This window comes from Chitinophaga sp. MM2321, from assembly GCF_964033635.1.
Taxonomy (GTDB): Bacteria; Bacteroidota; Bacteroidia; order Chitinophagales; family Chitinophagaceae; genus Chitinophaga.
Genome location: NZ_OZ035533.1, coordinates 5,587,304 through 5,601,921 on the forward strand (window position 1 = coordinate 5,587,304; position 14,618 = coordinate 5,601,921).

Annotated in this window: 13 protein-coding genes; 10 read left to right on the plus strand and 3 right to left on the minus strand. The window is 45.9% G+C overall.

The genetic code is table 11. The annotated features are described in order from the left end of the window. Positions 1–28 precede the first annotated feature (28 nt). From ABQ275_RS21740 to ABQ275_RS21750, 3 genes are read right to left on the minus strand one after another with little or no spacing between them, the layout of a single operon-like run. A complete protein-coding gene (locus ABQ275_RS21740; protein WP_349315242.1) occupies positions 29–1,150 on the minus strand; it encodes an efflux RND transporter periplasmic adaptor subunit in 1,122 nt (373 codons plus the stop codon). A 38-nt stretch (positions 1,151–1,188) separates the two neighbouring features. Next, a complete protein-coding gene (locus ABQ275_RS21745; RefSeq protein WP_349315243.1) occupies positions 1,189–2,547 on the minus strand; it encodes a TolC family protein in 1,359 nt (452 codons plus the stop codon). A 4-nt stretch (positions 2,548–2,551) separates the two neighbouring features. After that, on the minus strand, positions 2,552–3,163 hold the full coding sequence (locus tag ABQ275_RS21750; protein ID WP_349315244.1) for a TetR/AcrR family transcriptional regulator: 612 nt from the start codon (positions 3,161–3,163) through the stop codon (positions 2,552–2,554). A gap of 318 nt (positions 3,164–3,481) precedes the next feature. Here ABQ275_RS21750 and ABQ275_RS21755 point away from each other — a divergent pair, with 318 nt between their 5' ends. The 10 genes from ABQ275_RS21755 to ABQ275_RS21800 all read left to right on the plus strand — a co-directional run bounded on the left by ABQ275_RS21755 (position 3,482) and on the right by ABQ275_RS21800 (position 14,590). After that, on the plus strand, positions 3,482–4,090 hold the full coding sequence (locus tag ABQ275_RS21755) for a DUF502 domain-containing protein (RefSeq protein WP_349315245.1): 609 nt from the start codon (positions 3,482–3,484) through the stop codon (positions 4,088–4,090). A 117-nt stretch (positions 4,091–4,207) separates the two neighbouring features. Next, positions 4,208–5,188 (plus strand): zinc dependent phospholipase C family protein, encoded by a 981-nt coding sequence (locus ABQ275_RS21760; RefSeq protein WP_349315246.1) that lies wholly within the window; start codon positions 4,208–4,210, stop codon positions 5,186–5,188. A 192-nt stretch (positions 5,189–5,380) separates the two neighbouring features. Beyond that, the gene (gene serC, locus ABQ275_RS21765; protein WP_349315247.1) at positions 5,381–6,451 is read left to right on the plus strand and encodes a 3-phosphoserine/phosphohydroxythreonine transaminase; all 1,071 of its coding nucleotides are present in this window, start codon (positions 5,381–5,383) and stop codon (positions 6,449–6,451) included. 164 nt (positions 6,452–6,615) lie between these two features. Beyond that, positions 6,616–7,860 (plus strand): DUF1015 family protein, encoded by a 1,245-nt coding sequence (locus ABQ275_RS21770; RefSeq protein WP_349315248.1) that lies wholly within the window; start codon positions 6,616–6,618, stop codon positions 7,858–7,860. Between the two features lie 65 nt (positions 7,861–7,925). Then, positions 7,926–8,789, plus strand: coding sequence for a type II CAAX endopeptidase family protein (locus tag ABQ275_RS21775; RefSeq protein WP_349315249.1), 864 nt, complete (start codon positions 7,926–7,928; stop codon positions 8,787–8,789). Between the two features lie 101 nt (positions 8,790–8,890). Then, the gene (locus ABQ275_RS21780; protein ID WP_349315250.1) at positions 8,891–9,973 is read left to right on the plus strand and encodes a tetratricopeptide repeat protein; all 1,083 of its coding nucleotides are present in this window, start codon (positions 8,891–8,893) and stop codon (positions 9,971–9,973) included. A gap of 18 nt (positions 9,974–9,991) precedes the next feature. Continuing rightward, the gene (paaN, locus tag ABQ275_RS21785; protein WP_349315251.1) at positions 9,992–11,647 is read left to right on the plus strand and encodes a phenylacetic acid degradation protein PaaN; all 1,656 of its coding nucleotides are present in this window, start codon (positions 9,992–9,994) and stop codon (positions 11,645–11,647) included. A gap of 64 nt (positions 11,648–11,711) precedes the next feature. Continuing rightward, on the plus strand, positions 11,712–12,377 hold the full coding sequence (locus tag ABQ275_RS21790) for a YceI family protein (protein ID WP_349315252.1): 666 nt from the start codon (positions 11,712–11,714) through the stop codon (positions 12,375–12,377). A gap of 84 nt (positions 12,378–12,461) precedes the next feature. Next, positions 12,462–12,749, plus strand: coding sequence for a 2TM domain-containing protein (locus ABQ275_RS21795; RefSeq protein ID WP_349315253.1), 288 nt, complete (start codon positions 12,462–12,464; stop codon positions 12,747–12,749). A gap of 23 nt (positions 12,750–12,772) precedes the next feature. After that, positions 12,773–14,590: a long-chain fatty acid--CoA ligase gene (locus ABQ275_RS21800; RefSeq protein ID WP_349315254.1), complete on the plus strand. Its 1,818-nt coding sequence runs from the start codon at positions 12,773–12,775 to the stop codon at positions 14,588–14,590. Positions 14,591–14,618 lie beyond the last annotated feature (28 nt).

The following is a 14,618-nucleotide window of genomic DNA, read 5'->3' on the forward strand; positions in this document are numbered from 1 at the left end:
ACTTGGATTTGGCTGTTAGCAGTCAGCATTATAATTTAATCAGATCATTATCATTCAGCCCCTGGAACCCGATGGTGATGATGTTATCACCCTTATTCAATCCACTTTTTATCTCTGCTTTATCATTATAGGTGCGACCCAGTTCAATATTTTTACGTTTAGCTATCAGTTTGCCATTGCTGTTTTCCGCTACAATTACATACGGGCTACCAGAAGAATATTGAATAACGTTAACAGGTATTACTACTGCATTATCCGCCTTATAGTCTACGATCCTGATATGAGCGATCATGTTGGGACGCAGGCTGTTATCGGCTTTCAGCGGCACTTCAATTTTTATGGTACGACTGAGTGGATCAATGGTCCTGGATGCGAAGCCGATATTCGCGCGGATTTCACGGTTTATATCCGGGAAAGACAGGATAACACGGTCGCCTGTTTTGAGCAGGCCCGCATAGGCTTCCGCTACGTTGGCAGTTACCTTTAGATTATTGGCATTTATCACGCGGAAAGCAGGTGCGCCGGGTGCGGCATTGTCGCCCACTTTGGCTATCACGGCATCTACCACACCACTGATAGGTGCAATGATGCGGGTTTGTGATTGCTGATCCTGGAGGGTAGCCATCTTTCTTTCCAGTCCTTCTTTCTGACTTTTTGCGTTGAGGAATTGTATTTCAGAACCTATTTTCTGTGCCCACAGGTTCTTTTGCTTTTCGAATACGGTGTTTGCCAGCTCCATCTGTGTGCGGAGTTCCGCCATGTTGGCTTTCAGTACCTGGTCGTCCACCTGTGCCAGTGTTTGTCCCTGGCTTACACGCTGTCCTTCTTTCACCATAATAGCAGTGATCACGCCGGGTACGCGGGCGGATACATTTACGTTTTCGCGGGCATCCACACTTCCCTGTACATCTATGTAATGTTCAAACGTAGTATCCTTTACCGCCGCTACTACCACATCTTTCATCCGCACAACCGAATCACTTTTACCTACTTCTTTTTCCAGTGCAGCAATTTTCTTGTCAATGTCTGTATTGAATTTTGCTTTCTCCTGTTTGAGTTGCTGGAGTTGTTCAGACTTGTTACCGCCGCCGCCGCAGGCCACCAGTATAACAGTGAGAACAGGGATAATAAAAAAATATCTTTTAGTCATGTTGTTAGTAGTGAATGGTGAATGGAATTTTTTTTACACTATAATTTGCCGTATGCTTTGAGCAGATCTATTCTGGCAACAATGGCATTATACAGTGCGTTAAAGTAATTATTCTGTGCGGTGAGCAGGTCATTTTCAGCGGTCGACATTTCCAGGCTGGAACCTACGCCCTCCCTGTATTTGATCTGGGTGGTGTTATGAACATCTTCTGCCAGTTCCATATTTTTCTCCTGCGATTCGAGTGTCAGCACGTTGTTACGGAAAGTGGAAAAGGATTGTTCTCTTTCCAGGTCAATACCCAGTTTTGCATTTTCGATGGCTATTTCCGATTTCTTCACGGCCAGGAAAGCCTGGTCTACCTGTCGTCTGCGTTGCATGCCGCTAAAAATGGGTACGGATAGGTTCAGTCCTGTATTCACATAACCGTACCACATCTGGCTTTGAAAGTAGTCAAACTTGTCGCTGCCGCGGAGGGCACCGGTAGAACCGAATATCTGTAAAGAAGGCAGTCCTTTGAGTTTGTATCTTTTCAGGTCGTACTCATTAGCTTTCTTCTGTGTTTGCAGCAACTGGTATTCAATACGCTGGGAGTAGTCGAATTTGTCCATATCCAGTACATCAGCAGCAATCCTTTCTGTAGAGAGTGTATCCGTTAGCGTTATAACCTGTTTCAGTGGCATACCCATCTGGTATTTCAGGGAGGCCACGCCCAGTTCTATGAGGTTACGGAGTTTGGTTTGCTCTGTCTGCAAATTGGTGAATTGCACTACCAGCCTGTCTACATCCAGTTTTTCCACCATTCCGTTCTTATAGATCTCTTTGGTATCGCTTAACAATTTCTCCAGGGTGGTGATGTTACCACTGAGGATCTTCAGTGCTTTTTCAGCGGCCAGTACATTGTAATAGGCTTTGTAAACATTGGCCTTCACATCTATTTCCGACTTGGTGACGCCCTGAGCAACCAGTTCTTCCAATGTTTTACGTGCCTGTAAGGCTACGAGTACACTGGGATCGAAGAGGGTCTGGGTTAATCTTACTTCGCCGACGAGATTTTGCGGAAGCTGGAAAGACACCACAGTAAAGGAGTCTTTCGGAAGACCGAAGTTCCGCATGTTAAACATTTGTTTCTGGGTAATCGGATTATATTGATAAGATCCGGTACCGGCGACGTTGGGTAATGCGAGGCCGGCGATTTCCTTGTTTTTAGCCAGTTGAATGAGCTCGTCCAACTTGGCGGTTTTAACGGTAGCCTGGTTAGCTACTGCGTAGTCCACTGCTTCTTTGGCGGACAGGCGAACCGGGTCCGGTGTGATCAGCTGCTGGGCGCGGGTGATCATGGCCAAGGATAGCAGCAACACCGTTAAAGCCATACTGGTGAGCCTTTTGATTAGTTGCATAGTGTTATTTGTTTTGCGATAGTTGTTTATATTTTTCAATGAGTTTGTATCCTTTTAAAGAAGCCACACCATATAAAAAATTCTCCAGCAACACTCTCTGCACTTTATTCATATCGGAAACGCCGGGGAAGGCTTCAGGCTGAAAACACAACAGGCATCCATGGATGCGGTATTGTGTTAAAATCTGTATGTTAAGATCCGGCCGGTATAATCCTTCTGTAATGCCACGTTCTATGTTTTCACGGATCATATTATTCAAACAGGTGTTCTGATATTCCAGGAATACCTGGTACGCCCTGGAATGAAATTTCTGCAGGTCCAGGATGATAACAGGATTCATATTACGTAACCGCCGGTCCAGCATATCCATCACAAGAAACAGCTCATTGATGGCGTCCGTGGATTGATCACGGTCTGCTACACACTCTGAATTCACCAGGTTGATAAAACGGGTAATGGTTTGAAATACCATATCGTCCTTATCTGTGAAGTGCGCGTAGAGTGTTTTCTTTGAGATGCCCATCCGTTCGGCTATGTCATCCATAGTGATGGATCGGGTACCATACTGACGGAACAGGCTGAAAGCCGTGTCCATAATACGTTCCTGTACTTCCATAAGATTAATACATTAACAGGCTTTGCTATGCTGGGACAAAACTATGGAAACTTTTTAAACTACCAAAGTTTCCAGTAACTTTTTTTTACATGTGGCAACACGGAACTTTACACGTATAATTTATGTGATTAATATGATTTAATAGCGCGGTGATACAAGTGATACAACCTGATAAATGGGCGGATGACAGGTCTGACAGCCCGTCAGGACAATGTGGGCTTATTTGTATAATTTGCACCCGAATAGAAACTTGATTATAAATTTCGCATATCTGCATCCGGGGAAGTACCGGAACACAGCTGCACATTTCATTTTACCATGTCGCCAAAACTCAGATTAAAAGTGATTGCGTCGCGCCTGTTGCGGTATTTTTTCCAGGGTTTGCTCATTCTTGCACCTATCGGGATTACTGCATTAACCCTGTACTGGGCGTTCGTAACCATCGACAATATTATTCCAAGAGAAATGATTCCTACAGATGCCGCCTTTAACTTCCTGACCTTCAAGGGGGTCCGGTTTGTACTGGTGCTGTTGTTTGTAGTGGTAGTGGGCTACCTGAGTTCATCATTCATCATAGGCCGCATTTTCGATCTGTTTGACCGTTTGCTGGAACGCACCCCGTTTATCAAATACATTTATAGTTCTATCAAAGATGTTTTTGATGCGTTTGTAGGAGAGAAGAAAAAATTTGACCATCCTGTACTGGTACAGATCTATGGTGTAGATGTATGGGAACTGGGCTTTATAACACAGACAGATGTCAGGAACTTCGGACTGGAAGGATATATGGCCGTATACGTACCCCATGCCTATGCTATCACAGGCAAAGTATTCATGGTACCCCAGGAAAGAGTAAAAACACTGGAAAATATTTCTGCCGGCGAAGCCATGAAATTTGCCGTGAGCGGAGGTGTCACAAATATTTAGTTATTTTTTGATGTAGGAATTTTGAGATTTTGGGGTTTGATCAAATCTCAAAATCTCAAAATTCGTAAATTCGTAAATCTTTAATTGTCGTATATTCGGTTACCCAAAAATGTTGTCATGTTAACCCGAACCTGTATACGACTTTCCGTGTATTTTATTCTTATATTGCTATTGCATGCAGATGCGCATGCCTGGGGGTTTTTCGCGCACCAGCGGATCAACCGGCTGGCGGTATTTTGTTTGCCGCCGGAGATGATGATCTTATACAAACCTCACCTGGAATATATTACTACCCATGCTACTGATCCGGATAAAAGAAGATATGTAGTGGCCGCAGAAGGTGCGCGGCATTACATAGATATTGATGTATTTGACCAGCCTCCTTACCAGCGCATTCCGCGGAGCTGGCAGGAAGCATTGGCAAAATACGGCGCTGACTCCCTGAACAGGAATGGTATTTTACCCTGGCACCTGGAGAAGATGATGGCCATGCTCACCAAAGCATTCCGGGAAAAGGACCAGCAGCGGATCCTGCAACTTTCGGCGGAAGTGGGGCACTATATTGCCGATGCGCATGTTCCGCTCCATGTATGTTCCAATCATAACGGGCAGTTTACCGAGCAGCAAGGCATCCATGGCCTGTGGGAGTCGCGCATACCGGAGCTGCTGGCAGATGACGAATTTGACTACTGGGCGGGCAAGGCGCGCTATGTTCCGGAAACGCGGAAGTATTTCTGGCAGATCATTACGGCCAGCGGATTGGCGGCAGATACGGTGTTACGGCAGGAGAAGCGGCTCAGTGAGCAGCTGGCGCCCTCCCAGCGTTTTGCCTTTGAAAACCGCAAAGGAGTACTTGTAAGAACTTACGCCGACGGATATACGAAAGCCTACCGGTTATCACTTGGAGACATGGTAGAAAGAAGGATGAAGAATGCCATTGAAGCCGTGGCGGCCTGCTGGTATACTGCCTGGGTCAATGCAGGGCAGCCCCCTTTACAATCCCTCACACATACAACCCTTACCGATAGCGAGTTGCAGGAGTTCGGGCAGTTGCAACAACAATGGATACAGGGGAAAATGAAAGGCAGGCAGGAATGAACCGGCCAAAATATTTATGACAATACTTAATAATTAGAAAAGAAATTTTATCTTTGCCCATACCGTCTTTTAACCTGTCCTACACCACGCACCTTACTGGTTTTAAAACAACCGTGCCGTTTTTTTTCCGTTTCCTTAGAAAAACCAAAACAAGTGGAAAGATCAAAAAATGAATTTAATCTAGATCGCAACATGAAGGTGCATAATTTTAACGCAGGTCCTTCTGTATTACCCAACGAGGTATTGTACAAAGCCAGCAAAGCCCTTATCGACTTTGAAGGTTCGGGGATGTCTATACTGGAAATTGGCCACAGAACGGAACCGTTTAAGGCAGTGATGGATGAGGCGCGCAACCTTGTGAGGGAGCTGATGCAGCTGGAAGACGATTTTGAAGTGCTGTTTCTACATGGTGGTGCCACTACCCAATTCATGGAAGTACCCATGAACCTGTTGGAAAGCAGCGAAACCGCTGCTTATGTAGACACCGGCGTCTGGTCCAATAAAGCCATCAAAGAAGCTAAATTGTTTGGCTTCGTAGATGTAGTGGCCAGCTCCAAAGAAAGCAACTACAATCACATCCCGAAACAGTTCACCATTCCCCCGCAGGCGAGTTACCTCCACATTACCACCAACAATACCATTTATGGTACACAGTGGCATATGACGCCAGTTACCGATGTTCCCCTGGTAGCTGACATGAGTAGTGACATTATGAGCCGTAGCATGGACTTCAACAAGTACTCCCTTATTTATGCCGGGGTACAGAAGAACATGGGCGCTGCAGGTGCCACCATGGTAGCTGTACGCAAAAGCATACTGGGTAAAGTAACCCGCAAAGTACCGTCTATACTTGATTACAAAAATCATATAGACAATGGATCCATGCTGAACACCCCTCCCGTATTTGCCGTGTACATCTCCATGCTTACCCTTCGCTGGCTAAAAGAACAAGGCGGCGTAACTGCCATTGAAAAGCTCAATGACAAAAAAGCAGCTTTACTCTACGATGAAATAGACCACAACCCCCTGTTCCGTGGCACCGTAGCCAAGGAAGACCGGAGTAAAATGAACGCCTGTTTCATCATGGACAAGCCTGAAATGGAAGAAGAATTCCTGAAATTCTGTAAGAAGGAAGATATCGTTGGCATCAAAGGACACCGGTTATCCGGTGGTTTCCGTGTATCTATGTATAATGCATTACCTTATGAAAGTGTGGAAGTAATGGTAGAAGCCATGAAATATTTCTCACTGAAAAAGGCATAAAAAAGAATTTACGGATTTTGGAATTTTGAGATTTTGAGATTTAAAATGCAGCGAAGATTATTATATATAAAGTAATCTTCCCCGCATTTTAAATCTCAAAATTCCAAAATTCCAAAATCCGTAAATATTTTATCTACTTTTACTCCCTCATTCACATTTATATCATGGCTATCATCAGACCTTTTAATGGATTAAGGCCCAAAGCAGAATTAGCGGCGAAAGTAGCTGCAAGGCCTTATGACGTGCTCAGCGCAGAAGAAGCAAGAACAGCGGCTTCCGGTAATCCTTATTCTTATTATCATGTTTCGAAATCTGAAATAGATTTACCGGCCGGCATTGATACGCACAGCCAGGAAGTATATCATAAAGCAGCAGAGAACCTGCAACGCCTCGTGAAGGAAGGCACCTTGTTCCAGGATGCTCAACCCAGCTACTATATCTATAAACTGGTGATGAACGGGCGTTCCCAGACTGGCCTGGTTTGCGCTTCATCTGTAGAAGACTATAATAACGGGATCATTAAAAAACATGAGTTCACCCGCCCGGATAAAGAACTGGACCGCATCAACCATATTAAAACCACGCTGGCCCAAACAGGGAATGTATTCCTCGCATACAACGATGTGCCGGAAGTAAACGCCCTGATTGACCACTGGCAGGAACATAACAAACCGGTATACGATTTTACCGCGGAAGATGGTATCCAGCACACCGTTTGGGCGATCAGCACCCCTTCTGCCGTACTCGACATCACCACCCTGTTTGCCGACAAAGTGCCCTGCACCTACATCGCCGACGGGCACCACCGCGCTGCTTCCGCCAGCCTGGTACAGAAAGAATTTGAGGAGAAAGGCAAAATCACTTCTGTAGAGAATCCGGTAAATTACTTCCTGACCACCATCTTCCCTGCCAGTCAACTGGCCATCCTGGATTATAACCGCCTCGTAAAAGACCTCAACGGGTTAAGCAAAGCGGACTTGTTATCCCGGCTGGACTACGACTTTACCGTGGAAGAAACCGGCCATATGCCGCAACAACCAGCCATGCTGCATGAATTCAGCATGTACCTGGATGGAAGCTGGTATCGCCTGGTGGCCAAAGAAGGTACCTATACCACCGATCCTATCGGCATCCTGGATGTAACGATCCTTTCCAATAATGTACTTGATAAACTGCTGGGGATCAAAGACCAGCGCACCGATAAACGCATTGACTTTGTAGGCGGCATCCGCGGACTGGGAGAACTGGTGAAACGTGTAGACAGCGGCGAAATGAAAGTAGCTTTTGCCCTGTACCCGGTTACCATTCAACAGCTGTTTGACATTGCAGACAGCGGTAATGTAATGCCGCCCAAGAGCACCTGGTTTGAACCTAAGCTGCGCGATGGTTTGATCACACATCTCATTTAATATTTTTCTGCTCCCCTGCCCTGTTTTGGTCAGGGGAGTTTTTTTATCCCCCTATCCCTGTTACTATGCAAACATCCACGCAAGCCAAGTCTATTTTTGACGATGACCCGCTGCTGCAAACCCGGCAAAAGGCGGCGTATCCTAATCTGAAACAAACCTGGCTTTTGTTGCCTGTATGGCTGGGATTTGCTATTGTTACTATTGTCTTCATCTACTTTTATACAAGTATGACGGGGAAGGTATGGGAAGAACAGCCACTATTTACGATACTGATTTCCGTGATATGGTTAACAGCCATATTCCTGCTTGCCTATTCGCAGAAAAGCAAAGCGGAACCGGGGTTTAAACTATCTGCTAAATTTCCACCGGTACAAATATTACTGTTGTTATTGCTGATTGTACCCAGCTCCCTTATTGCCTGTATAGGAATACTGGAATGGCTACAGGTACCGTTGTGGTCTAAATTGACTTCGTATGTAGTTGGTATAACAGCACCTACACCTATTACTTATATTTCCTACCTGTTGATCTTTCCTGTTATGGAAGAGATCTTATACAGAGGTATTATTCTCGATGGGCTATTAAAAAGCTATTCCCCCCGAAAAGCCATACTGAACAATGCCCTGTTCATAGGCGTCCTTTGTCTGGACCCTACGCTCATGATCGTTGGATTCCTGGGCTCATTGCTGCACGGATGGATGTATTACAAAACACACAATATCAGCCTGAATATCTATACCCGTATGCTTTTCAACCTGTTTCCCATATTGGTGGTGGGGGCCACCGACCGGAAAGACCCAGGTGGCTCACTGGAAGAACTCCTGGCGGGCGGCGATCCGGTTATAGTGGCAGTTTCACTCCTGGTTCTCGGCATCAGCCTGTTTCTGCTGCATCGCATACTCATCTCAATAAATAAAAATATAATATAATATAAAACACTTTTTTCCTCTCTTCCTATACTCATAGATTGATCTGTGGGACATTACCTCATTTTCCTTACTTTTACAACAAACGACAGACAGGAATGCATATGAGGTCTTCTTTATTGAAAACAGTTTTAATTGCGGGAGTTTTATTTTCACAAGCAGTAGTAGCGCAGGATGCAAAGGAACTGTATAATACAGCCACCAACTTCATGCGCAGCGGGGATTATTCCAATGCTGTGCTGGTATTAAATCAGGCTTTACAACTGGAGCCGGATAATTTTGAATTCAGGAAGCAACTGGGTTTTACTTTTTATCTGAAGGGAGATCTCAACAAAGCCAAAAATGTAATAGAGCCATTACTGGGCAAAAAAGAGGCGGATGTCCAGGTATTCCAGATTGCCGGCAACATCTACCAGGGACGGGATGAGTGGAAAACAGCACAACGGATGTATGAGAAAGCCATCCGGAAATTCCCCAACAGCGGCGAGCTGTACAACGATAACGGCACGCTGCTCATGAACTTTAAAATGTATGACGGCGCCCTGCGCAGCTGGATCAAAGGAATAGAACAGGATCCTGCTTTTCCGGGCAACTACTACAACGCTACCAAAACGTACTATTACAGTAATGATCCGCTGTGGTGCATCTTATATGGCGAAACTTTTATGAATATGGAAAGTTTCACTACCCGCACCGCGGAAATCAGGAACATCTTACTGGAGTCATATAAAAAACTGTTTAACGACCCTTCCCTCTTCGATAGCATGGTACCGGAAGAAGAAGGTAAAAAAGGAAGAAAGGGTAACAAAAGCAGCAGCGATTTTGTACAGGCCTTTAAACAATCCATCGGCAAACAGATGAGTGTTATTACCGGCGGTGTGGATCTTGATGCCCTGATCATGGTGCGTACCCGTTTTATTCTTGACTGGTACAATTTCCAGGGTGCTAAGTTTCCTTATGCCCTGTTCGATCTTCAACGCAGAATGTTGCGGGAAGGAATGTTTGAGTCTTATAATCAATGGTTGTTTGGCCCTGCTATCAACCAGGCTAATTACACAGGATGGATAACGCTTCATAAACAGGATTACGATGCATTCCAGCAATTTCAACGTAATCATCCATTAAAACCCAGGCCAGATGAATATTATAACGATGGGAAATTTACCCTCGTGAATGCGGGATATTAAAATTTTCAAAATTCCGATATGCTTGTTAAGAAACACCAAAACACAATTGACAATGCAGTAAAAGCGAATCACGAAAGAACTTTCTATTCGCAATACCCTGAGCACCCCAAGGCTTATGGAGAAGAGGCGCATGCCAAAGGGCTGCAAAGCTATCAGCAAATGCTGAACAAGCCATTCAAACAATTGCTGCAAACAGGTGAAACCGGCTGGACAGGAGAAGAAGTATCTCCCTATACGCAGGAAGTACTGGGTGTTACCTATCCTTCCTTCGCCATAGCAGACCTGGTTAAAAAGGCCGCCACTGCCGGCCTGTCCTGGGGAAAAACACCCGTTAATGAACGCGCAGCCGTACTAACGGAAACGCTTGAACGAATTAAAGACTACTTTTTTGATATTGCCAATGCCACCATGCATACCACCGGCCAAAGCTTTATGATGAGCTTCCAGGCCTCCGGACCGCACGCAAGCGACCGTGCGCTGGAAGCCATTGCCACCGGTTATCATGAGTTGCACCGCTACCCCGACCACCTGCTATGGGAAAAGCCAATGGGCAAATCCAGCATCCGGCTGGAGAAAACATTCCGCGCTATTCCAAAAGGGACCGGCGTAGTGATCGGTTGTTCCACCTTTCCCGTATGGAACACCCTGCCCGGTATGTATGCAGACCTGATCACCGGCAACCCCGTGATTGTAAAACCGCATCCCAGGGCCATACTTCCTATAGCCATCGCCGTTAGTGTCATACAACAGGTATTACAGGAAAACGGATACGATCCCAACCTGTGCCAGTTGGCAGCAGACAGCTCCGGCAACCTCATCGCGAAAGAACTCTGCAATGACCCGGCGATACGACTGATAGACTATACCGGCGGCAGCGCATTTGGCAATTATATAGAGTCCCTGCCGGGTAAAACCGTATTCACAGAAAAAGCAGGCGTCAACTCCGTATTACTCGACAGTGTGAAAGACCTGGATGCCGTTATCCAGAACCTGGCGTTTTCTGTCAGCCTCTATTCCGGACAGATGTGTACCGCGCCACAAAACTTCTTTATTCCCGGACAGGGCATCACCACCAGCAATGGCCAGGTGAGCTTTAATGAGGTAGTACAGAAATTTAAAGATGCGATCCTGGCATTGGTCAGCAACCCTAAAATGGGCGCCGGCACATTGGGTGCAGTACAAAATGAAAGCACGCTGATACGCGCCCGGGAAGCGCAGCAGCTGGGCGGGAAAGTTATCCTGGCAGACACGCCGGTAACGAATGAAGAATTCAGCAACGCAAGGATATGCGCTCCCACCATACTGGAAGTGAGCAGCGCCGATAACAATATCTACGAACAGGAGTTGTTCGGGCCGGTAATACTGTTTATCAAAACAAAAGATACCCAACATAGCATCCAGCTCGCCAAACAGATGGCGCTGAAACATGGTGCGATTACCTGCGGTGCTTATACAACCGATGCAGCCATAAAAGAACTGATAGCAGAAGAGATGAACAGCGTGTTTACCCCGGTTTCCTTTAACCTCACCGGTTTCATATGGGTAAACCAGCATGCGGCATTTTCCGACTTTCATGTAACAGGTGGTAATCCGGCTGGCAATGCCAGTTTTACCAACCAGGAATTTATTATAAAACGATTTGTATGGGTAGGCAACAGGGAACTGGTGGAATAATTAAATAACTGTGGGCGTCCGGTCATTGCCGGAACGCTTGTCTATAAAAAGCAGGGAGATAATTATGCGCACATTTTTACACATCTTACTGGTTACAATCTGCTGTATCACAGCCTGTGAACAGGCGCCTAAAGCCGATAAAGCCAAGGTCACGGAACCCCGCACCGTGGCGCCGGGTACCGGCAACGCTTATCTTGCTGATACCACTGCCAGCCAGGTGGTATGGGTAGGTACCAAGCCTACCGGCAAACACCATGGTACGCTGAAACTGTCGGGAGGTGTGATCTACATACAGGATAGCAGCATTACAGGCGGCCAGCTGGTCATCAACATGCATTCTCTCCACAACGATGACCTGGCAGCTGATACTGCCATGAAAAACAAACTTGAAAACGAGTTGAAAAGCAGTTTGTTTTTTGATGTAAAACAATACCCCAGCATTACTTTTCAAATAACCGGTGTAACGCCCTACCGCCCTGCCGTGGGGGAAGAACTGGAATTCAAGGGGGCCACACATACTATTTTGGGTAACCTGACGATAAAAATGGTCACCAAAAACATCTCCTTCCCCGCCAGGATTACCCTCGATGACAGCAAGCTCCATGCTGTAGCGAATTTTAACATCGACCGGACCCTTTGGGGTATCAGCTACCGGGCAGATAAATCGTTACAAGACAAGCTCATCAATTCCCAAGTTAATATCAGCTTCGATATCAGCGCATCCAGGTAAGCTGCTTTTTTGTTTATTTTTCTATATTAAGCCAATAAAATATTTTAAATTGGGTAAAGCCTCTATCACGTAAAACTGATTCCAATGGAAACTACTCAGCAAAGAGATGAACGTCTTTGGCGCATTGCAAAAGCCAGAGCCGGTTTTAAATCGCATCTTATCATATACCTGGTTGTCAACGCAGGTTTATGGGCGATATGGTTCCTTACAAACAGAAATATGTCGAATGGCACCCCATGGCCGGTATGGCCTGCGTTAGGCTGGGGCATCGGACTCGCCTTTCAATACTTTAATGCCTTCCATAAAGATCCTTTCGGCGACACACTGAAAGAATATGAGAAGTTAAAAGAGGAAGAACATACCCGTATTTGAGCCTAAAACAAAATCACAGCAGTATGACAGACCAACCGCAGCGACTATTTGACGTAATTGCCTACCAACTGGATAACTTTCCCAAAGAAGATATGCTGGCTGGCAAGGAAAACGGACAATGGAAAAAGTACAGTACACAGGAAGTAGCAGACATCTCCCTTAAATTCAGTGCCGGCTTGCTAAAGCTGGGGATAAGGGCAGGTATTACGCAAAACGAAGAAAAAGACAAGATCGCCATTATCTCGCCCAACAGGCCGGAGTGGATTATCACCGATCTGGCCTGTCAGCAGCTGGGCGCCGTACTCACGCCCATCTATCCTACCATAAGCCACAGCGAACTGGAATACGTACTCAATGATGCGGAAGCACGCATCCTGTTTGTAAATGATAAAGAACTGCTTGATAAAGTATTGGAGATGCGGGATAAATTTCCCACTATCCGCGAAATATTTACATTTAATAAAGTCGAAGGCGCCCGCCACTGGACGGAAGTAGTGGAACTGGGCAAGGATGAAGACGATAGCAGGATCAAAGAAATCCGCAAAAATATCTCTCCGGAAGAACTGGTTACCATCATCTATACATCCGGTACTACCGGCACACCAAAAGGCGTTATGCTCACGCATCATAATATTATGAGCAACGTGTTGGCAAGTGCCCCGTATCTGCCTGTAAACAAGGATGCCAAAGCACTTAGCTTCCTGCCACTGAATCACATCTTTGAAAGGATGGTCACCTATCTCTATCTCGCCACCGGCGTGCCTATCTACTATGCTGAAAGCATGGATAGCATCGGCGATAACCTGAAAGAGGTAAAGCCTACCATCTTTACAACCGTGCCACGGCTGCTGGAAAAAGTATATGAGAAGATCATGGCCACCGGCCTGGAGCTAAAAGGAATCAAACGGGCATTATTCTTTTGGGCAGTAGATCTAGGCAAAAGATATGAGATCAATCAAAACCAGGGCTTCTGGTATAACATACAACTTAAACTGGCAAACAAACTGATCTTCAGCAAATGGCGTGCAGCCCTTGGCGGTAACATCCAGGCTGTTGTAAACGGCGCCGCTGCCTGCCAGGTAAGGCTTCTTAAAATATTCACTGCCGGCGGTATCCCCATCATGGAAGGCTATGGCCTCACAGAAACATCCCCGGTGATCAGCGTAAACCGCTACAATGTGGAAGATCGTATGTTCGGCACCGTAGGACCCATCATCAGCGGTATACAGGTAAAGCTCGCAGAAGACGGAGAAATCCTCTGTAAAGGCCCCAATGTAACCATTGGCTACTACAAACGCCCCGACCTCACTGCAGACGCCATTAAAGACGGATGGTTCCATACCGGCGATATCGGCGTAATGATAGACAACAAATTCCTGAAGATCACCGACCGCAAAAAAGAGCTGTTTAAAACCTCCGGTGGCAAGTTTGTCGCGCCACAACCTATCGAAAACAAGTTTAAAGAATCGCCCTATATAGAACAGATCATGGTCGTGGGTGAAGACCGCAAATTCACGGCAGCACTGATTGTGCCCTCATTCGGCAATTTGCGTAACTGGTGCCAGAAACATGGTATCACCTACAGCTCCAATGAAGAAGTACTAAAAAATCCAGCGGTACTGGACCTCTACAAACAGGCCGTAGACAAATACAATCAGTTCTTTAACCACATAGAACAGATCAAAAAATTTGTGCTCATCCCGCGCGAATGGACCGTTGATGCCGGAGAACTTACGCCCACGCTGAAAGCGAAACGCAAGGTTATCCTGGAAAAGTATAAAAATGAAATAGCCGGGATCTATGCCCCCACCGGAGGGAAAGTAGATATAGAAAGTCTTTAAATATTAATTTAAAACCCTTACTTTTGCC